This is a genomic window from Lysobacter sp. N42, assembly GCF_004344885.1.
Window position 1 is genome coordinate 1 of record NZ_SKFB01000030.1, and the last position, 21,214, is coordinate 21,214.

At 72.8% G+C, this 21,214-nt stretch carries 23 protein-coding genes and 1 pseudogene; 13 read left to right on the forward strand and 11 right to left on the reverse strand.

The window, feature by feature from the left end; all coding sequences use genetic code 11:
• The 3 genes and pseudogenes from EYQ95_RS26430 to EYQ95_RS20905 all read left to right on the forward strand — a co-directional run.
• Positions 1–382, forward strand: a pseudogene (locus EYQ95_RS26430) (hypothetical protein); the annotation flags it as partial.
• Positions 383–400: 18 nt separating this feature from the next.
• On the forward strand, positions 401–991 hold the full coding sequence (locus EYQ95_RS20900; protein ID WP_132330146.1) for a YigZ family protein: 591 nt from the start codon (positions 401–403) through the stop codon (positions 989–991).
• On the forward strand, positions 984–2,756 hold the full coding sequence (locus EYQ95_RS20905) for an ABC transporter transmembrane domain-containing protein (protein ID WP_132330149.1): 1,773 nt from the start codon (positions 984–986) through the stop codon (positions 2,754–2,756). Before EYQ95_RS20900 ends, EYQ95_RS20905 begins: the two co-directional genes overlap by 8 nt.
• A gap of 63 nt (positions 2,757–2,819) precedes the next feature.
• On the opposite strand, the gene EYQ95_RS20910 is transcribed toward EYQ95_RS20905, so the two are convergent.
• The 6 genes from EYQ95_RS20910 to EYQ95_RS20935 form a co-directional block, all read right to left on the reverse strand.
• The gene (locus EYQ95_RS20910) at positions 2,820–3,023 is read right to left on the reverse strand and encodes a cold-shock protein (RefSeq protein ID WP_132330151.1); all 204 of its coding nucleotides are present in this window, start codon (positions 3,021–3,023) and stop codon (positions 2,820–2,822) included.
• Between the two features lie 96 nt (positions 3,024–3,119).
• The gene (locus tag EYQ95_RS20915; RefSeq protein WP_132330153.1) at positions 3,120–3,884 is read right to left on the reverse strand and encodes an S-methyl-5'-thioinosine phosphorylase; all 765 of its coding nucleotides are present in this window, start codon (positions 3,882–3,884) and stop codon (positions 3,120–3,122) included.
• A 15-nt stretch (positions 3,885–3,899) separates the two neighbouring features.
• Entirely contained in the window at positions 3,900–4,475 is a 576-nt protein-coding gene (locus EYQ95_RS20920; RefSeq protein WP_132330155.1) for a hypoxanthine-guanine phosphoribosyltransferase, read from the reverse strand.
• Entirely contained in the window at positions 4,475–5,470 is a 996-nt protein-coding gene (gene nagZ, locus EYQ95_RS20925; protein WP_132330157.1) for a beta-N-acetylhexosaminidase, read from the reverse strand. The genes EYQ95_RS20920 and nagZ overlap by 1 nt, the downstream gene beginning before the upstream one ends.
• Positions 5,471–5,600: 130 nt before the next feature.
• Entirely contained in the window at positions 5,601–6,086 is a 486-nt protein-coding gene (locus EYQ95_RS20930; RefSeq protein ID WP_132330159.1) for a CYTH domain-containing protein, read from the reverse strand.
• A gap of 187 nt (positions 6,087–6,273) precedes the next feature.
• Positions 6,274–7,260 (reverse strand): LysR family transcriptional regulator, encoded by a 987-nt coding sequence (locus EYQ95_RS20935; protein ID WP_132330161.1) that lies wholly within the window; start codon positions 7,258–7,260, stop codon positions 6,274–6,276.
• A 209-nt stretch (positions 7,261–7,469) separates the two neighbouring features.
• On the opposite strand from EYQ95_RS20935, the gene cysG reads away from it, so the two are divergent.
• From cysG to murU, 4 genes are all read left to right on the forward strand, one after another.
• On the forward strand, positions 7,470–8,924 hold the full coding sequence (gene cysG / locus EYQ95_RS20940; protein ID WP_132330163.1) for a siroheme synthase CysG: 1,455 nt from the start codon (positions 7,470–7,472) through the stop codon (positions 8,922–8,924).
• Positions 8,925–9,098: 174 nt separating this feature from the next.
• Positions 9,099–10,073: a cysteine synthase A gene (gene cysK / locus EYQ95_RS20945; protein ID WP_132330165.1), complete on the forward strand. Its 975-nt coding sequence runs from the start codon at positions 9,099–9,101 to the stop codon at positions 10,071–10,073.
• Positions 10,074–10,233: 160 nt separating this feature from the next.
• A complete protein-coding gene (locus tag EYQ95_RS20950; protein WP_132330167.1) occupies positions 10,234–11,241 on the forward strand; it encodes an aminoglycoside phosphotransferase family protein in 1,008 nt (335 codons plus the stop codon).
• On the forward strand, positions 11,238–11,945 hold the full coding sequence (gene murU / locus EYQ95_RS20955) for an N-acetylmuramate alpha-1-phosphate uridylyltransferase MurU (protein ID WP_132330169.1): 708 nt from the start codon (positions 11,238–11,240) through the stop codon (positions 11,943–11,945). Before EYQ95_RS20950 ends, murU begins: the two co-directional genes overlap by 4 nt.
• 42 nt (positions 11,946–11,987) lie before the next feature.
• On the opposite strand, the gene hda is transcribed toward murU, so the two are convergent.
• Genes hda through EYQ95_RS20970 form a run of 3 tightly spaced genes read right to left on the reverse strand, consistent with a single transcriptional unit; the run spans position 11,988 to position 14,946 of the window.
• On the reverse strand, positions 11,988–12,704 hold the full coding sequence (gene hda / locus EYQ95_RS20960; RefSeq protein WP_132330171.1) for a DnaA regulatory inactivator Hda: 717 nt from the start codon (positions 12,702–12,704) through the stop codon (positions 11,988–11,990).
• Positions 12,704–13,846: an AI-2E family transporter gene (locus EYQ95_RS20965; protein ID WP_132330173.1), complete on the reverse strand. Its 1,143-nt coding sequence runs from the start codon at positions 13,844–13,846 to the stop codon at positions 12,704–12,706. Before EYQ95_RS20965 ends, hda begins: the two co-directional genes overlap by 1 nt.
• Positions 13,846–14,946, reverse strand: a complete 1,101-nt coding sequence (locus EYQ95_RS20970; RefSeq protein WP_243700021.1) for a DUF2066 domain-containing protein — start codon at positions 14,944–14,946, stop codon at positions 13,846–13,848. The genes EYQ95_RS20965 and EYQ95_RS20970 overlap by 1 nt, the downstream gene beginning before the upstream one ends.
• Positions 14,947–15,041: 95 nt before the next feature.
• On the opposite strand from EYQ95_RS20970, the gene purM reads away from it, so the two are divergent.
• The 5 genes from purM to EYQ95_RS20995 are packed head-to-tail and all read left to right on the forward strand — an operon-like array spanning position 15,042 to position 18,545.
• Entirely contained in the window at positions 15,042–16,091 is a 1,050-nt protein-coding gene (gene purM / locus EYQ95_RS20975) for a phosphoribosylformylglycinamidine cyclo-ligase (protein WP_132330175.1), read from the forward strand.
• Between the two features lie 3 nt (positions 16,092–16,094).
• Positions 16,095–16,502 carry a hypothetical protein gene (locus EYQ95_RS20980; protein WP_132330177.1) on the forward strand — a complete coding sequence of 136 codons (408 nt, stop codon included), beginning with the start codon at positions 16,095–16,097 and terminating at the stop codon, positions 16,500–16,502.
• A gap of 3 nt (positions 16,503–16,505) precedes the next feature.
• Positions 16,506–17,162, forward strand: coding sequence for a phosphoribosylglycinamide formyltransferase (purN, locus tag EYQ95_RS20985; RefSeq protein WP_132330179.1), 657 nt, complete (start codon positions 16,506–16,508; stop codon positions 17,160–17,162).
• Positions 17,159–17,866: a DUF3108 domain-containing protein gene (locus EYQ95_RS20990; RefSeq protein ID WP_132330181.1), complete on the forward strand. Its 708-nt coding sequence runs from the start codon at positions 17,159–17,161 to the stop codon at positions 17,864–17,866. The genes purN and EYQ95_RS20990 overlap by 4 nt, the downstream gene beginning before the upstream one ends.
• 4 nt (positions 17,867–17,870) lie before the next feature.
• Positions 17,871–18,545: a DUF3108 domain-containing protein gene (locus EYQ95_RS20995; protein ID WP_132330183.1), complete on the forward strand. Its 675-nt coding sequence runs from the start codon at positions 17,871–17,873 to the stop codon at positions 18,543–18,545.
• A 69-nt stretch (positions 18,546–18,614) separates the two neighbouring features.
• Here the strand turns inward: EYQ95_RS20995 and murA are convergent, their stop codons facing one another.
• Both murA and EYQ95_RS21005 read right to left on the reverse strand, forming a co-directional pair.
• Complete coding sequence (murA, locus tag EYQ95_RS21000; RefSeq protein WP_132330185.1) at positions 18,615–19,874, reverse strand: UDP-N-acetylglucosamine 1-carboxyvinyltransferase; 1,260 nt, start codon at positions 19,872–19,874, stop codon at positions 18,615–18,617.
• 2 nt (positions 19,875–19,876) lie between these two features.
• Positions 19,877–20,110, reverse strand: coding sequence for a BolA family protein (locus EYQ95_RS21005; protein WP_132330187.1), 234 nt, complete (start codon positions 20,108–20,110; stop codon positions 19,877–19,879).
• Positions 20,111–20,212: 102 nt separating this feature from the next.
• On the opposite strand from EYQ95_RS21005, the gene EYQ95_RS21010 reads away from it, so the two are divergent.
• On the forward strand, positions 20,213–21,211 hold the full coding sequence (locus tag EYQ95_RS21010) for a KpsF/GutQ family sugar-phosphate isomerase (RefSeq protein ID WP_132330189.1): 999 nt from the start codon (positions 20,213–20,215) through the stop codon (positions 21,209–21,211).
• Positions 21,212–21,214: the final 3 nt, after the last annotated feature.

Here is a 21,214-nt window from a genome sequence, read left to right on the forward strand (position 1 = left end):
GCCGGCCGCGGCCGCGGTCGCCGCGCCGGCCCCGCCCGCCCCGCCGGGCCGGGACGCAGGCGCAGCCCTGCAGCTGGCGGAGGAGGCGGTCGCGCATGGCGAGGCGGCGCGCCTGGAGCGCGTCGAGGTCACCGGCAGCCGGGTCGGCGACGCCGCCGCGCCGGCCGGCACAGACACCATCACGGTCACGGGCGGCCGCGTCTTCCCGCCGGTCGCGGCGGACGCCTCGCTCGGGCCGGTCGACTGGCTCGAGCGCATCCGCCTGCGGCGCGACGCCGGCGATGTGGACGCGGCCCGCGCGAGCCTGCGCCTGTTCCGACGCGAGTACCCGCGCCACCGCCTGCCCGAGGACCTGCGTGCGCTGCTCGCGGAGCCGCGCTGAGATGCCGGGCCGATGGGCATGCTGACGCTGGCCGCGCCGGCGACCGCAACGCTCGAGGTCAAGCACAGCCGCTTCCAGGCCCAGGCTGCGCCCGTGGGCTCGCCCGACGAGGCGCTCGCCTTCCTGCGACGCGTCGCCGACCCGGCGGCCACCCACAACTGCTGGGCCTACCGCATCGGCCCGCAGTACCGCAGCAGCGACGACGGCGAGCCCTCCGGCAGCGCGGGCCGGCCCATCCTGGCCGCCATCGATGGTCAGGGCGTCGACGGGGTGATGGTGGTGGTCACGCGCTGGTACGGCGGCATCAAGCTCGGCGCCGGCGGCCTCGTGCGCGCCTACGGCGGCTGCGCGGCGCAGTGCCTGCGCGAGGCCGCGAAGGTCGAGCACGTGCCGCGGGTCGAGTTCGACGTGGCCTTCGCCTTCGCCGACACCGGCGCCGTGCATGCCGCACTCGCCCTGCACGACGCCGAGCGCTTGGACGAGCGCTTCCACGGCGACGGTGCCGTGCTGCGCCTGCGCCTGCCGCGGGATCGCGCCGACGCCTTGAAAGCGCAGCTGCGCGACGCCACCCGCAACCGGATACGCCTGCTGGAGCCCCCGAATGCCTGACGCCCCCGCGGCCACGCCCGCCTCGCGCCTTCGCCCCCTGCGCGGCCTGTGGCCCTTCGTGCGGCGGCATCGCGCGCTGCTGGTGGCCTGGCTGGTCGCGCTGGCCGGGTCGTCGGCGGCCACGCTGTCGTTGCCGGTCGCCATCCGCCAGATGATCGACCACGGTTTCGCCGGCGGCGGCGCGGGCATCGACCGCGTCTTCGTGCTGCTGTTCGGCGTGGCCGCGGCGCTGGCGCTGGCCACCGCGGCCCGCTTCTTCTTCGTGTCGCTGCTGGGCGAGCGCGTGGTCGCCGACCTGCGCGACCGCCTTTACGCGCACCTGCTCGCACTCGACGCCGCCTTCCACGACCGCACGCGCAGCGGCGAGCTGGTCTCCCGCCTGACCGCCGACACCGAGCTGCTGCGCAGCGTGGTGGGTTCCACGCTTTCGGTGGCACTGCGAAGCGTGGTCACCTTCCTCGGTGGCGTGTCCATGCTGTTCGCGACCAGCCCGCGGCTCGCCAGCTATGCACTGGTCGGGATCCCGCTGGCGGTGCTGCCGATCGTCGCGGCCGGGCGGCGCCTGCGCGGCATCGCGCGCGTGAGCCAGGACGCGGTGGCCGGCGCCAACGCGCTGGCCTCGGAGACGTTGGGCGCCATCCCGACCGTGCGCGCCCACGCGCGCGAGGGCTACGAGCGCCGGCGCTTCGGCGAGGCGCTGGGCGTGGCGCTGCGCGCCGCGCGGCGGCGCATCGGCGCGCAGGCCATCGTCACCGCCTTCGTCATCCTGCTGGTCTTCGGCGCCATCACGCTGGTGTTGTGGCTGGGCGCGCACGACGTGGTGGCCGGGCGCATGAGCGCCGGCACGCTCGGCCAGTTCGTGCTCTACGCGCTGATCGCGGGCGGCTCGGTGGGCGCGTTGGCCGAAGTCTGGAACGAGGTGCAGCGCGCGGCGGGCGGCATGGGCCGCATCGCCGAACTGCTCGACGAGACGCCTGCCATCGCCGCGCCCGCGCAGGCGCGTCCCCTGCCCGCCCCGGTGCGCGGCGAGGTGCGCTTCGAGGGCGTGCGCTTCGCCTACCCGTCGGAGCCATCGCGCCCGGTGCTGCAGGACTTCGACCTGCACGTGCGCCCCGGCGAGACGGTCGCGCTGGTCGGGCCCTCGGGAGCCGGCAAGAGCACCGTGTTCTCGCTGCTGCTGCGCTTCCACGACGTGCAGGCCGGCCGCATCAGCGTGGACGGCGTGCCGGTGGATGCCGTCGACCCCGACGCCCTGCGCGGCGCCATCGCGCTGGTCGCGCAGCACCCCACGCTGTTCGCCACCAGCGTGCGCGAGAACGTGCGCTACGGGCGCCTGGATGCCACCGAGGACGACATCCGCCGCGCCATCCGCGCCGCGCATGCGCAGGATTTCGTCGACGCGCTGCCGCAGGGGCTCGACACCGAGCTCGGCGAGCGCGGCGCGCGGCTGTCCGGCGGCCAGCAGCAGCGCATCGCCATCGCCCGCGCGGTCCTGCGCGACGCGCCCATCCTGCTGCTGGACGAGGCCACCAGCGCGCTCGACGCGCAGAGCGAGGCCGCGGTGCAGGCGGCGCTGGAGGAGCTGATGGAAGGACGCACCACGATCGTCGTCGCCCATCGCCTGGCCACCGTGCTCAAGGCCGACCGCATCGTGGTGATGGACGGCGGGCGGGTGGTCGCCGAGGGCCGCCATGCCGAGCTGCTGGCGCAGGGCGGGCTCTACGCCGAGCTGGCGCGCCTGCAGTTCATCGACGCTACGCGCTGACGGCGCCCACGAAAAAGGCCCCGCCGGAGCGGGGCCTTTGCGTTACCTCATGCCGATGCCGGATCAGGCCGGGACCACGCCGGAGGCCTGCATGCCCTTCGGCCCCTGCGTGACCTCGTAGGAGACGCGCTGGCCCTCCTGGAGACTGCGGAAGCCCTTGGCATTGATGGCGGAGAAGTGCACGAACACGTCCGCACTGCCGTCCTCTGGCGAGATGAAACCGAAGCCCTTGGCGTCGTTGAACCACTTCACGGTGCCGTACTGCATGTCCTGGATGACCTCATGCTGGATAGCGTGGCGCGCCCCGCACCCCCCGGCTGCGGTCGCGGGCCGAGTATGCAAACCGCACGGCCGGTTTGACAATCAGCCCGCGTTCATCCGGTCCAGCACGCCGCGCAGCAGCTCCGGCAGGTGGGCCGATGCCGCCTCCACGTTGTCCAGCACGTCCTGCAGCGTGATCACCTCGTCCACCTGCGGCCCCGCCCCGGCAGCCCAGTTGGCGACGATCGCCAGGCAGGCGTAGTCCAGCCCCAGCTCGCGCGCCAGGCCCGCTTCCGGCATGCCGGTCATGCCCACCAGGTCGCAGCCGTCGCGGCGCATGCGCGCGATCTCCGCGCGCGTCTCCAGCCGCGGACCCTGCGTGGCGCCGTAGCAGCCGCCGTCGACCAGCGGCACGCCGGCGGCCTTCGCCGCGTCCAGCACCATGCGCCGCAGCGATTCGGTATACGGCTCGCCGAAGTCCACGTGCAGCACCTCGCTGCCCTCCTCCTCGCAGATCGTGGAGATGCGGCCCCAGGTGTAGTCGATCAGCTGGTCCGGGCAGGCCAGCACGCGCGGGCCGAAGCGCTCGGTGATGCCGCCGACGGTATTCATGGCCAGCACGCGCGTGGCACCCAGCTGCTGCAGCGCGGCGAGGTTGGCGCGGTAGTTGACGCGATGCGGCGGCACGGAATGGCCCTCGCCGTGGCGCGCGAGGAAGGCCACGCTGCGATCGCCCAGGCGCCCGACGCGTACTGGCCCGGACGGCGCGCCGAAGCGCGTTTCCAGGTCGAACGAGCGAACGTCGTCGAGTTCCGCCAGCCGGTAGACACCGGTGCCGCCGATGATGGCGAGGTCGATGCGGTCCATGTCCTGCGCTCCGGATCAGTCGCCCAGCTGCGCGAGCGCGTCGTCGCGCAGCGCGTAGATGGCGGGCAGGTTGCGGCCCTGGTCCTGGAAGTCCATGCCGTAGCCGAAGACGTAGCGATCGGGCACGTCCACGCCGGAATAGTCGGCGCAGACGCCTTCCACGCAGCGGTCGTGGCGCTTGACCGCGAGCGCCGCGATGCGCACCTCGGCCGCGCCTTCCGCGCGGCACCACTCCACGATGCCGCGCAGCGTGTGGCCTTCGTCGAGGATGTCGTCGGCCAGCAGCACGCGGCGGCCGGCGAGCGGCGTGGCGGGGCGATGCTTCCAGGCCAGCTCGCCGCCGCTGGTCGCACCGCGGTAACGCGTGGCATGCAGGTAGTCGAATTCGAGGTCCAGCCCGAGCGCGCCGATCTCCATGGCCAGGCGCGCGGCGAACGGCAGGCCGCCGTGCATCACGGTGAGGTAGACGGGCACGCTGCCCTGGAGGTCCTCGCGGATTTTCGGCGCCATGCGCGCGATGGCCTGCTCCAGCGCATCGCGGTCGTGCACGAGATCGCTGTTGGCGAGCGCCCAGGCGATGTCGCGCGCCATTACGCCAGCCCCTCGATGCGGCTGCGCGTGGCGTCGTAACGCGGATCGGCCAGCAGGCCTTCCCATGCCAGCGGGCCGCGGCCGATCAGGCCGGCCATCGCCGCCGTGTTGACGCGGCGCCCTTCGACCGCCGCGAGCGATTCGGGCACCAGCTCCGGATGGCAGACCAGCACCACGTCGCAGCCCGCGTCCAGGTGCGCGTCGATGCGCGCCTTGATGCCGCCGGCGGAAAACGCCGCGGCCATGCCGATGTCGTCGGAGAAGACCACGCCGCGAAAGCCCATCTCCTTCCGCAGGATGTCCTCGATCCAGCGCCGCGAGTAGCCGGCCGGATCGGGATCGACCGCCGGATAGCGCACGTGCGCCATCATCACCGCGTCGGCGCCGGCGTCGATGCCGGCCGCGAAGGGCACGAGGTCCTGGGCACGGATCTCTTCGAGGCTCCGCGGGTCGACCGCGTCGTCGAAGTGCGTGTCCTCGAGCACCGAGCCGTGGCCCGGGAAGTGCTTGATCGTCGCCGCCATGTCCGCCGCGTGCATGCCCTCGATGTAGGCGCGGGTGAACTCGGCGACGACCCGGGGGTCGGCGGAGAACGCGCGGTCGCCGATGGCGCGGTTGCCGCGGCCCAGGTCGACCACCGGCGCGAAGCTCAGATCCACGCCGGTGGCGCGCACTTCGCTGGCCATCAGCCAGGCATGCTCGATCGCCAGCTTGACCGCGCCTTCCGGATCGCGCCGGTAGAGGTCGTCGAAAACCTCCAGGCGCGGCAGCGCGGCGAAACCGTCGCGGAAGCGCTGCACGCGCCCGCCTTCCTGGTCCACGCAGACCAGCTGCGGGCGCGGGGCGGCCTCGCGGATCGCCTGGCTCAGCTCGGCGACCTGCTGCTTCGACGCGAAGTTGCGTGAGAACAGGATCACGCCGCCGCAGGCATCGTGCTGCAGCCAGTCGCGCTCCTGCGCGGTGAGTTCGGTCCCGGCGACGCCGATCACGAGCATGGGGCACCACTCCACGAAACGGGGCGGGCATTGTGCCCCGGATGCCGTGGAGACCGTAGCCCGGCCGGGCCGCGCGCATCCGCGGCCGGGCGGCCGTTGCGCGCGATCCCCGCGGCTGCGGCCGCCGGCGCTACCAGGTCGAGTAGGGGTGGCTGGCGAGCGCGAGGTTGTAGTAGCGGGCGTCGTGCGTGACCTCCTCGCCCAGCCAGTCGGGCCGCTCGAAGGCGGCCTCGGCGTCCTCCAGCTCGAGCTCGGCGACCACCAGCCCCGCGTTGTCGCCCAGGAACTCGTCGACCTCGAAGGTGCGACCGGCCACCTCGACGTAATGCCGGCGCTTCTCGATGCGCCCGCCGACGGCGAGCGCGAGCAGCGCACGCGCATCCTCGACGGGGATCGGATAGTCGAACTCCTGGCGGGTCGTCCCCAGCTCGCGCGACTTCATGTTGAGGAAGGCCTCGCTCCCTTGGATGCGCACGCGCACCGACACGTTCATCGCGCCGGCGTCCAGCGTGGCCAGGTCGTTGAGATAGGCCTGAGCCATGTCGACGACGCGGCTCGCACGCGTGCGCCAGGCATCGCCGGTCACCAGGAACTTGCGTTCGATCTCGAGGGGCATGGGGTTTCCTGTCGTTCTTCGCTCCCATGGGAGCGGGAGCCATGAGGCGGGCCACGGCGGCGGCTGCCGGCCGTCGCATGCCTTTCGTACGGGCAAGGCGCGGCCGCGCGCGGGGGCGCCATGATGGGGTATCGCGCGCGGGGCCGCGCGCCGGCGGACGACGTCGGTCGGCCGCGAGGCGGCACCGTCAGGTGGCGATCGCGCGACGCAGGTCGCTCCAGCTCGGCGGGACCGGCCAGGCGGGATCATCGGTGCCGGCCACCGCGCGGCGCAGGTCCGTGCGATCGAGCTGCGGCGCCACCGCCGTCAACAGTGCCAGCGTGTAATCGCGAAGCACGCGCTCGCGCGGCAGCACGGCCCAGGCCGTGCATTCGGGCACCGACTCCGGCGCCGGCAACGCATGCAGCGTGTCCAGGTCCTCCGCGCCTACCGCCATCTCGGCCAGCAGGCCGACACCCAGCCCCGCGCGTACGTAGGTCTTGATGAGGTCCGCGTCGCGCGCCGTCATCGCGATGCGTGGCTCCAGGCCCTCCTGCGCGAACGCGCGGCGCAGCGAGGAATCGGCGCGTACCGACGACTCGTAGCTCACCAGCGCCTCGCCGGCGAGGCGCTCCAGCGTCGGCGGCCCGTCGCTACGCGCCAGCGCATGCTCCCGCGGCACCAGCACCTTCCGCCGCCAGCGGAACAACGGCACGGCGACGCCACCGGCGGGCGCATCGCCGGAGGTGCTGATCACCGCCACGTCCGCCTCGCCGCGCGCGAGCAGGCCCAGCACCTCGCCCTCGCCGCTGGGCGAGAGGTGCACCGACATCTGCGGATAGGCACGACGGACCTGCGCGATCGCGCCCGGCAGCACGTGGCGCGCCTGCGTATGCGTGGTGGCGATCACGAGGCGGCCCTGCGCATCGCCGCGCACGTTGGCGGCGTAGGCACGGATGTTGGCCGCCTCGGCCAGCAGCCGGCGCGCGTGCGCCAGCACCTGCTGCCCGGCAGGCGTGATCGAGTCCAGGCTGCGCCCCTTGCGCGAGAACAGCAGGAAGCCCAGCTCGTCCTCCAGCTGCTTGAGCTGCTTGGACAGGCCCGGCTGGGTGGCATGCACCCGCTCGGCGGCCAGGGTGATGTTGAGCCCGGAATCGGCGATGGCGACCAGATAGCGGAGCTGGCTGAGGGTCATGGCGGGCCTGGGGACGCGAACGGCAGGAGCGGAGAGCCGTCCGGCATGCTCCATCGCTCGATCCGAATGAAAGGATGTATAAGCTAACGGCCCGCGAGCCCAGTGTCCACACACTCATGCTTCAGCAGCATGAGCCTGTACCCACCGGTCATTTCGCCCGGGCGTTGCAGGGGAATAGCTTGCGGGCGTCCCGAGACCGGATCAGTTCCATGCCTGCAACATCGGGTTCCGCTCCACTGTTCCCGCTTTTCGTCGACCTGAACGGCCGCCGCGTTGTCGTGGTGGGCGGCGGCGCCGTGGCGCGGCGGAAAGTCGCCGCCCTGCGCGAAGCCGGCGCCCGCGTGCGCCTGGTCGCGCCGCGCCTGGTGCCCGACCTGCAGGCCGAGGTGGATGCCGGGCGGCTGGACCACGTGCCCGGGCCCTTCATGCCCGGGCACCTGGACGACGCCTGGCTGGTCGTCGCGGCCACCGACGACGACGAGGTCAACGCCACCGTCGCCGCAGCCGCCACGCAGCGGCGGATCTGGGCGAACGTGGTCGACGACGCGGCGCGCTCGAGCGTGCAGGTCCCCGCGCGCGTGGAACGCGGGCCGCTGCAGGTCGCCATTTCCAGCGGCGGCGGCGCGCCCATGCTCGCGCGCCACCTGCGCGAGAAGCTCGAGGCCGAGCTCGACGAGTCCTGGGCCGGGCTGGCCCGCCTGCTCGCGCGCCACCGCCGCCTGATCCGCGCGCGCTTTGCCGACACCGGCGCGCGTCGCGACTTCTTCGAGCGGGTGATCCACGGCGAGGTGCCGGCCCTGCTGCGCGCCGGCCGCGACGATGCCGCCCGCGACGCCCTGCGCGCCATGCTGCGCGAGCCGGGCGCACGACGCCGCGGGCGGGTGATCCTCGTCGGCGCGGGGCCGGGCGACGCGGGCCTGCTCACCCTGCGCGCGCTGCGCGTGCTCTCGCAGGCCGACGTGGTGCTGCACGACCGCCTGGTCTCCGCCGACGTGCTCGCGCGCGTGCGCCGCGACGCCGAGCTGGTCGACGTCGGCAAGCAGGCCGGCACGCCCGGCAGCGCCGACGCGCATGCAGCCACGCAGGCGCGCATCCACCGGCTCATGCTCGAGCATGCGCGCGCGGGCCGCACGGTGGTGCGCCTGAAGGGCGGCGACCCCTTCGTGTTCGGCCGCGGCGGCGAGGAACTCGAAGTGCTGGCCGCGCACGGCATTGCCTTCGAGGTCGTCCCTGGCATCACCGCGGCCCTGGCCTGCGCCGCCTACGCCGGCATCCCGCTCACGCACCGGGACCATGCGCAGTCGCTGCTGCTGGCCACCGCGCACGCCCGGGACGAGGCCGACACGCTCGACTGGGCATCGCTCGCGGCACCCGGCCGGACGACGGTCTTCTACATGGGCGTGGCCGCGGCCGCCCGCATCGCCACGCGGCTGGTGGCGCACGGCATGTCCCCGTCGACACCCGTCGCGGTCGTGGAGAACGGCGCACGCCCCGGCCAGCGCGTCGTGCTGGGCAGCCTCGCCAGCCTCGCCGACGACATCCGCCGGCATGCCGTGCGCTCGCCGGCCCTGCTGGTCGTGGGCGAGGTCGCCGCCCTCGCCGCCCGCCTGGGCTGGTTCGGCCAGGCGCCTTTGGGCGTGCCTGCGCTGGAGCAGGCCGCGTGAGCCTGACCACCCCGCCGACCGGGGGCAGACGGGCGCTCGCATCTGGACGCCGTGCCGCGCGTCGCCGCTGCCCGGGGTGTCGCATGCCCGCCTGACCACCGGTGCGGGTCACGCCTCGCCAACGCGCCGTCCGCATCCTGCTCCCACGCCCCCCGTCTTCCCCAGAGAACTCCCATGGCCCTGTACGACAGCATCCTCGACACCGTCGGCGGCACGCCCATCGTGCGCCTGCAGCGCATCGCGCCGGGCAACGTCAGCGTCTACGCCAAGGTGGAGTCCTTCAATCCCGGCGGTTCGGTGAAGGACCGCCTCGCCCTCGCCATCGTGCTCGACGCCGAGCAGCGCGGCCTGCTCAGGCCCGGCGACACCATCGTCGAGGCCACCTCGGGCAATACCGGCATCGCGCTCGCCATGGTGGCCGCCGCGCGCGGCTACAAGTTCGTGGCGGTGATGACGGAAACCTTCTCCGTCGAGCGGCGCAAGCTCATGCGTGCCTACGGCGCCAGGGTGATCCTCACGCCCGCCGCCGAGCGTGGCACCGGCATGGTGCGCAAGGCGAAGGAACTCGCGGAGAAACACGGCTGGTTCCTCGCACGCCAGTTCGAGAACGAGGCCAACCCGGCCTGGCACCGCAATACGACCGGCCCGGAGATCCTGCGCGATTTCGCCGGCCGCCGGCTCGACTACTTCGTCAGCGGCTGGGGCACCGGCGGCACCATCACTGGCGCCGGCCAGGTCCTCAAGGCCGCCCGCCCGGGCATCAGGGTGATCGCCGCCGAACCCGCCGGCGCGGCCCTGCTTTCGGGCGAGCCCTGGCAGCCGCACAGGATCCAGGGCTGGACGCCGGACTTCGTGCCCGCCGTGCTCGACCGCTCGGTGGCCGACGACATCCTCAGGATCGACGACCTGCTCGCCCGCGACACTGCGCGCCGGCTGGCCGCCGAGGAAGGCATCTTCGTGGGCATCTCGGCCGGCGCAACGGCGGCGGCGGCGTTGCGCGTGGCCGAGTCGGCGCCCGACGGCTCGGTCATCCTCGCGATGCTGCCCGACACCGGCGAACGATATCTCTCCACCGTGCTCTTCGAGGGGATCGACGAGGGCTCCGACGATGCCTGGCTGGAGTCCATCGGCGACACCAGCCTGCCCTGACCCCGGGCCGCCCGGCACGCCGCCCCGCCGGGCCCGACGCAACCTCGCGCGCCCGCCCCGGCCTCCGTGGCGCGGCGGTCCCGTTTTGCCGCCCATGGTTCAACCGGCTTGCCGCCCCCGCTACCCTGTCCCGTCGCGGCCATCGCCGCACGGAGACCGCATGACGCCGAGCCCCCCCTTCGATGCCCGCGAGGCGCAGCGCCTGCACTGGGCGCGCGCCGCGACCGGCAACCCGGACATCGGCCTCGTCGCCGCCTCGGCCGACGCCGGCTTCCGCAGCTACTGGCGCACGGTGGGCGAATCGCCCACGCACATCGTCATGGACTCCCCGCCCGACAAGGAGGACGTGCGCCCCTGGCTCGCCATGCGCGACGTGCTCGAAGCCGGCGGCGTGCGCGTGCCGCGCGTGCTCGCGCGCGATGTCGACCACGGCTTCCTGCTGCTCGAGGACCTCGGCGCGCAGACCTACCTGCACGTCATCATCGACACCAACGCCGACGAGCTCTTCGACGCCGCCGTCGGCCAGCTGCTGAAGCTGCAGGCCATCGCGCCGCCGCCCGGCCTGCCGGCCTATGACAAGGCGCTCCTGGCCCGCGAGCTGCGCCTGTTCGACGAGTGGTTCCTGGCCCGGCACCTGGGCGTCGAACCCGACTGCGACGACCTCGAGAACCTCGACGCCGCCTACCGCGTCCTCATCGATGCCGCCCTCGCCCAGCCCCGCGTGCTGGTGCATCGCGACTTCATGCCGCGCAACCTGATGCCCACCGACGACGGCGCCGGCCCCGCGGTGCTCGACTTCCAGGACGCCGTCGTCGGCCCCATCGCCTACGACGCGCTGAGCCTGTTCAAGGACGCGTTCCTGAGCTGGCCGGAGGCGCGCGTGCACGCCTGGCTCGCCGACTACCACCGGCGCGCGTGCGAAGCCGGCCTGCCGGTGCCGCCGCTGGAGCGCTTCCGCCGCGATGCCGACCTCATCGGCGTCCAGCGCCACCTCAAGGTGCTCGGCATCTTCGCGCGCCTGAACCACCGCGACCACAAGCCGAAGTACATCGCCGACGCATCGCGCTTCGTCGCCTATCTCGACGCCGTCGTGCCGAGGTACCCGGAGCTCGCGCCGCTTGGGCGCGTCATCGAACGCCGCCTGCGCCCGGCGTTCGCCGCCGCATGAAGGCCCTGGTCTTCGCCGCCGGCCTCGGCGAGCGCATGCGGCCGCTCACGCTGGGCACGCCCAAGCCGCTGCTCGTGGCCGGCGACAAGCCACTGATCGCCTGGCACCTGGAGAAGCTCGCGGCCATCGGCGTCGACGAAGTCGTCGTCAACACCAGCTGGCTTGCCGAATGCTTTCCCGAAGTCCTGGGCGACGGCTCGCGCTGGGGCCTGCGCGTGGGCGGGCTGTACGAGGGCCCGGTGCCCCTCGAGACCGGCGGCGGCATGTGGAACGCGCTGTCGCGGCTCTCGCCGGACGGCGCGCCCTTCATCGCCGTCAACGGCGACATCTGGAGCGACTACGACTTCGCACGCCTGCCGCGCGAGCCGCGGGGCCTGGCCCACCTCGTGCTGGTCGACAACCCCGCGCACAACCCCGGGGGCGATTTCGCACTCGACGGCGACCGGGTGCTGAGCGAAGGCCCGCGCCGGCTGACGTTCTCGGGCATTGGCGTCTACCGCCCCGCGCTCTTCGACGGCTGGCGCGAGGTGATCGGCGACGCGCCCGGCGCCGCCGACACGCCGCCGCGCTTCAAGCTCGCGCCACTGCTGCGCGCGGCCATGCACCGCGGCGACGTGACCGGCGAGTACCACGCCGGTGCCTGGACGGACGTCGGCACGCCGGAGCGCCTGGCCATGCTGGACGCGGAACTGCGCACCGCCTGAGCAGGCCGGCATGCGCGTGCGCGCCGGCGCACCAGGACCTGCTCAGGCCTCGGGAACCTGGCCCAGCACCTGCCGCAGGAAGGGCACCGTGAGCCGGCGCTGGGCCGCGAGCGCGGCGCGGTCGAGCTGGTCGAAGAGCTGCGTCAGGCTGCCGAGGTCGCGGCCCACGCGCCGCAGCAGCCAGTCCAGCGCGGCCTCGTCCACGCTGAGGCCGCGACGCTGTGCGCGCTGGCGCAGCACCTCGCGGCGGCCCGCGTCGTCCAGCGCGGAGAGCACCACGCCGCTGCACTGCCCCAGCCGCGAACGCAGGTCGGGCAGCACGAGCTCGAGCGCGTCGGGGCGCGCGATCGCGGCATAGACCACCGCGATGCCCGCGGCACGCGCGCGGTTATGGAAGTCGAACAGCGCGACTTCGTCCTCGCGCACGCCCGCGACCGCTTCCAGCCCGTCCAGCGCGACGAGGTCCATGCCCTCCAGCGCCTGCAGCGCGTCGGCGAGGCGACCTGCCGCACGGGCCAGCGCGAGGTAGGCCGGGCGGCGTCCGGCCTCCTGCGCCTGCGCGCAGGCCGCGAGCAGCAGGTGCGACTTCCCGATGCCTGCCGGGCCGCTGACGTAGAGCCAGTCGACCGCCTCGCCGCGCGCGAGCGCTTCCAGATGGGCCAGCGTGCCCGCGGGCGCCCCCACGAAGGTCGCCAGACGCTGGTCGGGCGGATAGCGCAGGGCCAACGGCAGCTGCGCCGGGGCGGAGCCCTGCGGCATCAGGCGGACTCGTGCCCCTGCGGGCCGCCGGCATCGAGCAGGATCGACGGCGTGTCGCCCGCATAGAGCCGGCTGTGCGTGTAGCGCTCCTGCGCATAGCGCAGCAGCACGTTGGCGACGGCCGCCACCGGCAGTGCCAGCAGCATGCCCAGGAAACCGAACAGCTGGCCGCCGGCCAGCACGGCGAAGATCACCGCCACCGGATGCAGGCCGATGCGGTCCCCGACGAGCTTGGGCGTGAGCCAGTAGCTCTCCACCACCTGCCCGATTCCGAACACGGCGACCACGCCCGCCAGGTGCTGCCAGTCGCCGTACTGCACCAGCGCGGCGATGCCGCCCAGCAGCAGCAGGCTGGCTGGGCCGACGTAGGGCACGAACGTGAGCAGGCCGGCGATCATGCCGATCAGGATGCCGAGGTCGAGCCCGACGATCTGCAGGCCGATCGCATAGCCGATGCCCAGCGTCAGCATCACCATGAACTGCCCGCGCAGGAAGCCGCCGAGCACTTCGTCCGATTCCTTCGCCAGGCGCGTGGCGGTGGCCAGGTGGCGCGGGGGAATCAGCGCGGCGATCCGCTCGACCATCGCATCCCAGTCGCGCAGGAAGAAGAAGGCCAGCACCGGGACGAGCACGGCGTTCACCGCAAGCCCCAGCAGCATCGAGCCCGACCGGGTGACGTAGCCCAGCACCGTCTTGGCGAAGCCGCCCGCGCTGTCCCAGTGCTCGCGCAGCATCGCGACGGCGTAGTCCACGTCGAGCCAGCGGTCGATGTCCAGCTGCGTGCGGGCTTCCAGCCAGGGGAGCGCCGTGCCCACCAGCCACTGCTGGTAACGCGGGACCGACTCGACCAGCGTGACGATCTGGCGCTGGACCATGGGCACCAGCAGCAGGACCAGCGCCACGAAGATCACCGTCATCACGCTGAAGACCAGCGCCACCGCGGTGCCGCGCGAGCGGCCCGCCGCCACCAGGCGGTCGACCACCGGGTCGCCCAGCCAGCCCAGCATCGCCGCGATCACGAAGGGCGTGAGCACGGGCGCGAGCAGCCACAGCAGCCACAGCGCGAACAGGGCCACCGCCGCCCACTGCAGGCGGCGCAGGAAGCGCGCGATGTCCTCCAGCGGCGTGGTCACGGCGTCCATCAGCGCAACCGGAAGGTGGTGGTGCCTTCCTCGCCCGCCGGCTCCAGCACGCCGTCCTTGACGACGCTGCGGGTGAAGCCGGGCAGGCCGCTAGAGAGCTCGAGCTCGTACACCAGCGCGTCGGGGCTCGCGCTCACGGGCGTGGCCCGCTTCACCACCGCGAGGCGCTCGAGGTAGGCGGCCAGGCGGATGAAGTCGTCGGTGCTGTCCACGCCGGTGAACGCGATGGTGAACTCGCCCGGAGGCGCGAGCGGCTTGGCGGGCTTGGCGTACCGGCGGATCAGCGCGTCCGCCGCGACGTCGGCGCCGGCGGCCATCGCCCGGCGGGCATCCGCATCGCTGCTGGACGAGCGCGCCAGCACCTTGCCGGCATCCTGGAAGATCCAGTCGGCCGTCCAGCCACCCTTCGGGTTGCGGTAGAGCTTGCCGATCAGCTGCATCGGCGGGCTGTACTTGGCCGAGGCGCGCGCGATCGCCGCGGTGTCGCCACGCCAGATCGCGCCCACCAGCGCCTGCTCGGCGGCATTGCCGGCGGGCAGGCCCAGCGCGTAGCCGCGCGCCTTGGCGCGGTCGAGCACGGCGCGCGCGGCATCGTTCTGCGCCAGCCCGACCAGCCGCGGGCCGCGGCCGTCGTTGATGGCCAGCCACAGCACCGGCTTGGGACGCGGCGTCGGCCACTGCTGCAGGCCGAGGGTGGAGATGATCTCGCCGACCTTGTCGGCGTCGTACTGGATGACCAGCGTGGTCTTGAAGCTCGGCGCGCCGCTGGCGCTGACGCCCTCGTCCTGGCGGTAGTCGTACTTGTCGACGTACTCCCTCGCGCGGCGCAGCTCGTCGCCCACGCCGGGCTTGCCGTTGACGGCGCGGTCGCCGGTGATCCGCTGCAGCACCTGCAGCAGGCCGCGGGCGAACGCGCCGTTGCGCTCGCCGGGTCCCTGCCCGTTGACCGTGACTTCCGCCGAATAGAGGCCCACGGCGCGGGCGCGCTCGCCCTCCACGCGCTGCGCCGGCACGGCGAAGCTCGCGACCAGCAGGACGGTAAGGAGGACGAGTCGGATCGCGTATGCCATCGCGCGGGCCCGGTTGGACTGGCCGGACATGGTGCCGCAGGGCCGCCGGGCCGTCCACGCCGGCCGGAGCGGGCGGCGGCCGCTGGTAGAATCACGCGCCTCCCCGACAGCCGCCCGAGACCGCCGTGTCCCAGTCGAACGCCCCCGACCGCGCCCCGCTCACCTACCGCGAGGCGGGCGTCGACATCGACGCGGGCAACGAGGTGGTCGAGCGCATCAAGCCCCTGGTGAAGCGCTCCTTCCGTCCCGAGGTGATGGGCGGCCTGGGCGGCTTCGGCGCGCTGTTCGACCTCTCGGGCAAGTACCGCGAGCCGGTACTGGTCTCCGGCACCGACGGCGTGGGCACCAAGCTCAAGCTCGCCCAGCAGCTGGGCCGCCACGACACCATCGGCATCGACCTGGTCGCCATGTGCGTCAACGACGTGCTGGTGCAGGGCGCCGAGCCGCTGTTCTTCCTGGACTACTTCGCCACCGGCAAGCTCGACGTCGACACCACCGTCGCGGTGGTCGGCGGCATCGCCAAGGGCTGCGAGCTCTCGGGCTGCGCGCTGATCGGCGGCGAGACGGCCGAGATGCCCGACATGTACCCGCCGGGCGAATACGACCTCGCCGGCTTCTGCGTGGCGGCGGTGGAGAAGTCGAAGCTGCTCGACGGCGCCAAGGTGCGCGAAGGCGACGTGCTCATCGGCATCGCCTCGAGCGGCCCGCATTCCAACGGCTATTCGCTGATCCGCCGCATCTTCGACCGCGCCGGCCGTCCGGCCGACCTCGACCTCGGCGGGGTCAAGCTCGTCGACGCGCTGATGGCGCCCACCGCGCTGTACGTGAAGCCGGTGCTGGAGCTGCTGTCCAGGTACGACCTGCACGCGATGGCCCACATCACCGGCGGCGGCCTCACCGAGAACATCATCCGCGTGATCCCGGAAGGCCTGGGCCTGGAGATCGAGGCCAGCGCCATCGTGCTGCCGCCGGTGTTCGACTGGCTCCAGCGCGAAGGCGCGGTGGCCGACGAGGAGATGTGGCGCACGTTCAACTGCGGCGTGGGCTTCGTGCTGGTGGTCGACCCCGCCCACGCCCCGGCGGTGGCGGCCGATCTCGACCGCCTCGGGCTCGCGCACCGGCCGATCGGCCGGGTCTGCCGCGCCGGCGACGGCGAGCGCGTGCGGATCGGCTGAGCCATGTCCACGCCGGCGAGGTCCGTCGACGCCGAACACCTCGACCTGCTCGGCGTCTTCCACTATGTCGTCGCGGCGCTGACGGGCCTGTTCGCGCTGGTGCCCGTCATCCATCTGGTCATCGGGCTCGGCCTGGTGACCGGGCGCCTGGGCCAGCAGGCGGAGGCGCCCGACGAGGCGCGCCTGGTGGGCTGGCTGTTCGTCGGCATCGCCCTGTTCCTGATCCTGCTGGGCCTGGCCTGCGCGGTGCTGTTCGCCTACGCCGGGCGGTGCCTGCGCGGGCGACGCCGCTACATGCTGTGCATGGTCGCCGCCGCCATCGCCTCGATGTTCGTGCCTTTCGGGACCGTGCTGGGCGTGTTCACGCTGATCGTGCTCTCGCGCCCCGGCGTACGGGCGATGTTCCACTGAGCCATGCGCCTTGCCGTCCTCGCCTCCGGCCGCGGCAGCAACCTGCAGGCCATCCTCGACGCGATCGCCCAGGGCAGGCTCGAGGCCCGGGTCGCCGCCGTGTTCTCCGACCGTGCGAAGGCCGGCGCGCTCGAGCGCGCACGCGCGGCGCGCATCCCGGCCGAATCGCTCAAGCCCGGCGACTTCCCCACGCGCGAGGCCTTCGATGAATCGCTGTTCAGCCGCATCGCCGCCGTTCACCCTGATCTAATCGTCTGCGCCGGATACATGCGCCTGCTGGGAGCGCCCCAGGTCGAGGCATGGGCCGGACGCATGATCAACATCCATCCTTCGCTGCTGCCCGCGTTCAAGGGCCTACGCACGCACGAACAGGCCCTGGCGGCCGGTGTCGCCGTGCATGGCGCGAGCGTGCACTTCGTGACCTGCGAGCTCGACGGCGGCCCGGTAATCGCCCAGGCGAGCGTGCCGGTGCTGCCGGGGGACGATGCCACCGCGCTGGCTGCGCGCGTACTCGAGCGCGAGCACCCGCTGCTGGTCGCCACCCTGCGCCTCTTCGCGCAGGGGCGCGTGGCGCTGGGGGCCGATGGCGTACACGTCGACGGCCGCCGGCTGCAGGCCCCGCTGCAGCTGGGCGGCGATCTGCGCGAGGCGGCCGCATGAGGCGCGTCGCCGGCGCGCTGCTCGCCACCTGCCTGATGCTGGCCAGCGGCCTGGCCGCGGCCGTGGAGCCCTTCCGCGCGTCGTACGAGGTCTACCGCGGCGGTCGCGCGCTCGGCGTGGCCACCCTGCAGGTGGTGCGCAACGCGCAGGGCCACTGGCGCGTGGACCTCGACATGGACGGCAAGGGCCTCGTGGGCCTGGCGGGCATCAGCGCGCAGCAGAGCACGGTCTTCGACGAGGCGGGCGGGGTCTACCGGCCGCTCAGCCAGAGTACGGTCCGACGCGTGCTGTTCACGCGGAAGCAGAGCACCGGTGTCTACGATTGGCAGGCTCGCAGGGCACGCTGGACCGGGGACGTGAAGAAGACCCGGCGCGCGCCCGTCGATCTGCAGCCGGGCGACATGAGCGGCCTGCTCATCAACCTGGCGGTGATCCGCGACGCCCGCCCCGGGGCCACGCTCGAATACCGCTACGTCGACACCGGCCGCGTGCGGCCGCATCGGTATGTCGTCGGTACCGAGCCGGAGGAGATGGTGGTGGGCGAGCTGCGCTACAGCGCGCTGCGCGTGGATCGCGTGCAGTCGGGCGGCGAGCAGACGTCGATCTGGGTGGCGGAAGGCGTGCCCACGCCGATCCGCCTCCTGCAACGCGAAAACGGCGAGGACACCTACGACCTCCGCCTCATCGAATACCGAGGAGCCTGAAGCAATGAGCAAGTCGTCCATCCTGCGCGGTGCCCTGCTGGCCGCCACGCTCGCACTGGCGAGTGCCCCTGCCCTGGCCGTGAAGCCCTTCAGCGCCGCCTACCAGGCCAACTACATGGGCATGGCGGCCAACGGCCGCATGAGCGTCGAGCCTGCCGGCGCCAACCGCTGGAAGTACACCCTGCAGATCACCAACCGCATGGGCAACCTCGTGCAGTCCACCGTCTTCGAGGACGTGGATGGCCAGCTGCGCCCGATCTCCGCCACCGACAGCAGCAGCGTGCTGATCAAGCGCAAGAAGACCCAGGCCAACTACGACTGGGGCAAGGGCGTGGCCACCTGGAGCGGCGACGTCAAGGCCGACCGGGCCGGCCCGGTGAAGCTGCAGCCGGGCGACATGGACGCGCTGCTGGTGAACCTCGCGATCGCGCGCGACGTCGCCGCCGGCAAGCCGCTGCGCTATCGCATGGTCGACAACGGCCGCGCGCGCCAGCTCACCTACACCGTGGCCGGCAAGGAGGCGATCACGGTCGACGGCCGCAGCCAGCAGGCCACCAAGGTCGTGGGCACGTCCGGCGACAAGCAGACCACCCTGTGGGTGGTGCCCGGCATGCCGGTTCCGGCGCGCATCGTGCAGAAGGACGGCAATGACGTGATCGAGCTGCGCATCGCGGGCTGAACCTCGCCGCCGCCGGACACGAAAAGGCCCCGCTCCGGCGGGGCCTTTGTCGTTGGAACCCGCAATCCTTCAGCGGATGCGGCGGATCCTCGCACCGAGCGCCGACAGCTTGCCCTCGATGTTCTCGTAGCCGCGGTCGAGGTGGTAGATGCGGTCGATCGTGGTCTCGCCGCTCGCCACCAGGCCCGCGAGGATCAGCGAGGCCGAGGCGCGCAGGTCGGTCGCCATCACCGGCGCGCCCGACAGCTTCGGCACGCCGCGCACGACGGCCGTGTGCCCGTCCACGCGGATGTCCGCGCCCAGGCGCAGCAGCTCGTTGACGTGCATGAAGCGGTTCTCGAAGATCGTCTCGTTGATGACGCCCACGCCCTCGGCGATGCAGTTGAGCGCCATGAACTGCGCCTGCATGTCGGTGGGAAAGCCCGGATGCGGCGCCGTGGTGATGTCCACCGCGCGCGGGCGGCGGCCTCGCATGTCCAGGGTGATGCGGTCGCCATCGCAGTCGAGCTCGGCGCCGGCCTCCTTGAGCTTGTCGATCACCGCGTCCATGGTGTCCGGGCGCGCATGCGTGGCGGTCACGCGGCCACCGGTCATGGCCGCGGCCACGAGGAAGGTGCCGGTTTCGATGCGATCGGCCACCACGGTGTGCTCGGCGGCGCGCAGGGCCGGCACGCCCTCGACGACGATGCGCCCCGTGCCGTGGCCTTCGATGCGCGCGCCCATCGCGATCAGGCATTCGGCCAGGTCGACGATCTCCGGCTCCATCGCCGCGTTCTCCAGCAGCGTGCGCCCTTCCGCGAGCACCGAGGCCATCAGCACGTTCTCGGTCGCGCCGACGCTGGCGAAGTCGAAGACGTGGCGCGCGCCGCGCAACCTGGGCGCGCGCGCCTTGATGTAGCCGTTCTCGACGCTGATCTCCGCGCCCAGCGACTGCAGCCCCCTGATGTGCAGGTCGACGGGGCGCGAGCCGATGGCGCAGCCGCCCGGCAGCGAGACCTCGGCATGGCCGTACTTCGCCAGCAGCGGGCCCAGCACCAGCACCGAGGCGCGCATGGTCTTGACCAGCTCGTAGGGCGCGACCTGGCTGTGCACGGAGGTCGGGTCGACCGTCACCACGCCCGGCCCGCCGTCGCCCACGCGCGCGCCGAGCTCGGCCAGCAGGCGGGCCGTGGTGTGCACGTCGTGCAGGTGCGGCACGTTGCGCAGCGTCATCGGCCCGTCGGCCAGCAGCGTCGCGCAGAGGATGGGAAGCACGGCGTTCTTGGCGCCGGAGATGGCGACCTCGCCTTCGAGCGGCGCGCCGCCCTCGACCACGATCTTGGCGGTCATCGTCAGTTCGCCGCCTCGTCGGGGGTGAGCGTCCTGAGCGCGAGCGCGTGGATCTCGCCGCCCATGCGCTCGCCCAGCGTGGCGTAGACCATGCGGTGCCGCGCGAGCGGAAGCTTGCCGCGGAAGGCTTCGCAGACCACGGTGGCCTCGAAGTGCACGCCGTCGTCGCCGCGCACGTCGGCGCGGGCGCCGGGCAGGCCCTGTTCGATGAGCTGTCGGATGATGTCGGGATTCACGTCGGGACCTGGAATGCGCAGGTACAGGCCGCTGCCCGGCGGGCATGGCCTGAACCGCTTAAGATGGGCGGCTTAGCCTAAAGGATAAGGACCCTGCCCGAAATGGCGGACTCCCCTGCCGGCCCCGTCGCGGGCCCCGACCTGCTCGAAAGCGGCCGCCGCGTCTTCGCCATCGAGCGCCAGGCCCTCGACGCCGTGGCCGCGCGCCTGGACGGGCCCTTCGTCGAAGCCTGCCGCCTGATGCTCGCCGCGCGCGGTCGCGTGGTCTGCATCGGCATGGGCAAGTCCGGGCACGTCGCGCGCAAGATCGCGGCCACGCTGGCCTCCACCGGCACGCCAGCCTTCTTCGTGCATCCCGGCGAGGCCGCCCATGGCGACCTGGGGATGATCACCGATGCCGACGTCGTGCTCGCGCTGTCGTATTCGGGTGAGAGCGACGAGATCCTCACCCTGATGCCGGTGCTCAGGCGCCAGGGCAATGCCGTGATCGCGATGACCGGCCGCGCCGCCTCGACAATGGCGCGCGAAGCCGACGTGCATCTGGACGTCTCCGTGCCCGCCGAGGCCTGCCCGCTGCACCTTGCGCCCACCTCGAGCACCACCGCCTCGCTGGCGATGGGCGACGCGCTGGCCGTGGCGCTGCTCGAGGCGCGCGGCTTCACCGCCGACGACTTCGCGCGCTCCCACCCGGCGGGTGCGCTGGGCCGCCGCCTGCTCCTGCACATCGCCGACGTCATGCATGCCGGCGACGACCTGCCCTGCGTCCGTCCCGACGCCTCGGTGAGCGAGGCGCTGGTCGAGATGAGCCGAAAGCGCCTGGGGCTCACCGCGGTGGCCGATGCCGAAGGCCGCCTGCTCGGCGTCTTCACCGATGGCGACCTGCGCCGCACGCTCGACGACGCGCAGCTCGACCTGCGCTCCACGCCCATCGCGCAGGTGATGACCCGCGCTCCACGCACGATTTCCAGCGACGTGCTCGCCGTCGAGGCCGCGCACGTGATGGAGCAGCACAAGATCAGCGGCCTGCTGGTGGTGGATGGCGAGGGCCGGGTGGTCGGCGCGCTCAACATTCACGACCTGTTGCGCGCACGGGTGGTTTAACCG

Excerpts from the sequence above, each read along its gene's own strand:
- EYQ95_RS20900 (WP_132330146.1), top strand. The coding sequence starts at position 401 with ATGCTGACGCTGGCCGCGCCGGCGACCGCAACGCTCGAGGTCAAGCAC.
- EYQ95_RS20905 (WP_132330149.1), top strand. The coding sequence starts at position 984 with ATGCCTGACGCCCCCGCGGCCACGCCCGCCTCGCGCCTTCGCCCCCTG.
- EYQ95_RS20910 (WP_132330151.1), bottom strand. The coding sequence starts at position 3,023 with ATGCAGTACGGCACCGTGAAGTGGTTCAACGACGCCAAGGGCTTCGGT.
- EYQ95_RS20915 (WP_132330153.1), bottom strand. The coding sequence starts at position 3,884 with ATGGACCGCATCGACCTCGCCATCATCGGCGGCACCGGTGTCTACCGG.
- EYQ95_RS20920 (WP_132330155.1), bottom strand. The coding sequence starts at position 4,475 with ATGGCGCGCGACATCGCCTGGGCGCTCGCCAACAGCGATCTCGTGCAC.
- nagZ (WP_132330157.1), bottom strand. The coding sequence starts at position 5,470 with ATGCTCGTGATCGGCGTCGCCGGGACCGAACTCACCGCGCAGGAGCGC.
- EYQ95_RS20930 (WP_132330159.1), bottom strand. The coding sequence starts at position 6,086 with ATGCCCCTCGAGATCGAACGCAAGTTCCTGGTGACCGGCGATGCCTGG.
- EYQ95_RS20935 (WP_132330161.1), bottom strand. The coding sequence starts at position 7,260 with ATGACCCTCAGCCAGCTCCGCTATCTGGTCGCCATCGCCGATTCCGGG.
- cysG (WP_132330163.1), top strand. The coding sequence starts at position 7,470 with ATGCCTGCAACATCGGGTTCCGCTCCACTGTTCCCGCTTTTCGTCGAC.
- cysK (WP_132330165.1), top strand. The coding sequence starts at position 9,099 with ATGGCCCTGTACGACAGCATCCTCGACACCGTCGGCGGCACGCCCATC.
- EYQ95_RS20950 (WP_132330167.1), top strand. The coding sequence starts at position 10,234 with ATGACGCCGAGCCCCCCCTTCGATGCCCGCGAGGCGCAGCGCCTGCAC.
- murU (WP_132330169.1), top strand. The coding sequence starts at position 11,238 with ATGAAGGCCCTGGTCTTCGCCGCCGGCCTCGGCGAGCGCATGCGGCCG.
- hda (WP_132330171.1), bottom strand. The coding sequence starts at position 12,704 with ATGCCGCAGGGCTCCGCCCCGGCGCAGCTGCCGTTGGCCCTGCGCTAT.
- EYQ95_RS20965 (WP_132330173.1), bottom strand. The coding sequence starts at position 13,846 with ATGGACGCCGTGACCACGCCGCTGGAGGACATCGCGCGCTTCCTGCGC.
- EYQ95_RS20970 (WP_243700021.1), bottom strand. The coding sequence starts at position 14,946 with ATGTCCGGCCAGTCCAACCGGGCCCGCGCGATGGCATACGCGATCCGA.
- EYQ95_RS20980 (WP_132330177.1), top strand. The coding sequence starts at position 16,095 with ATGTCCACGCCGGCGAGGTCCGTCGACGCCGAACACCTCGACCTGCTC.
- purN (WP_132330179.1), top strand. The coding sequence starts at position 16,506 with ATGCGCCTTGCCGTCCTCGCCTCCGGCCGCGGCAGCAACCTGCAGGCC.
- EYQ95_RS20990 (WP_132330181.1), top strand. The coding sequence starts at position 17,159 with ATGAGGCGCGTCGCCGGCGCGCTGCTCGCCACCTGCCTGATGCTGGCC.
- EYQ95_RS20995 (WP_132330183.1), top strand. The coding sequence starts at position 17,871 with ATGAGCAAGTCGTCCATCCTGCGCGGTGCCCTGCTGGCCGCCACGCTC.
- murA (WP_132330185.1), bottom strand. The coding sequence starts at position 19,874 with ATGACCGCCAAGATCGTGGTCGAGGGCGGCGCGCCGCTCGAAGGCGAG.
- EYQ95_RS21010 (WP_132330189.1), top strand. The coding sequence starts at position 20,213 with ATGGCGGACTCCCCTGCCGGCCCCGTCGCGGGCCCCGACCTGCTCGAA.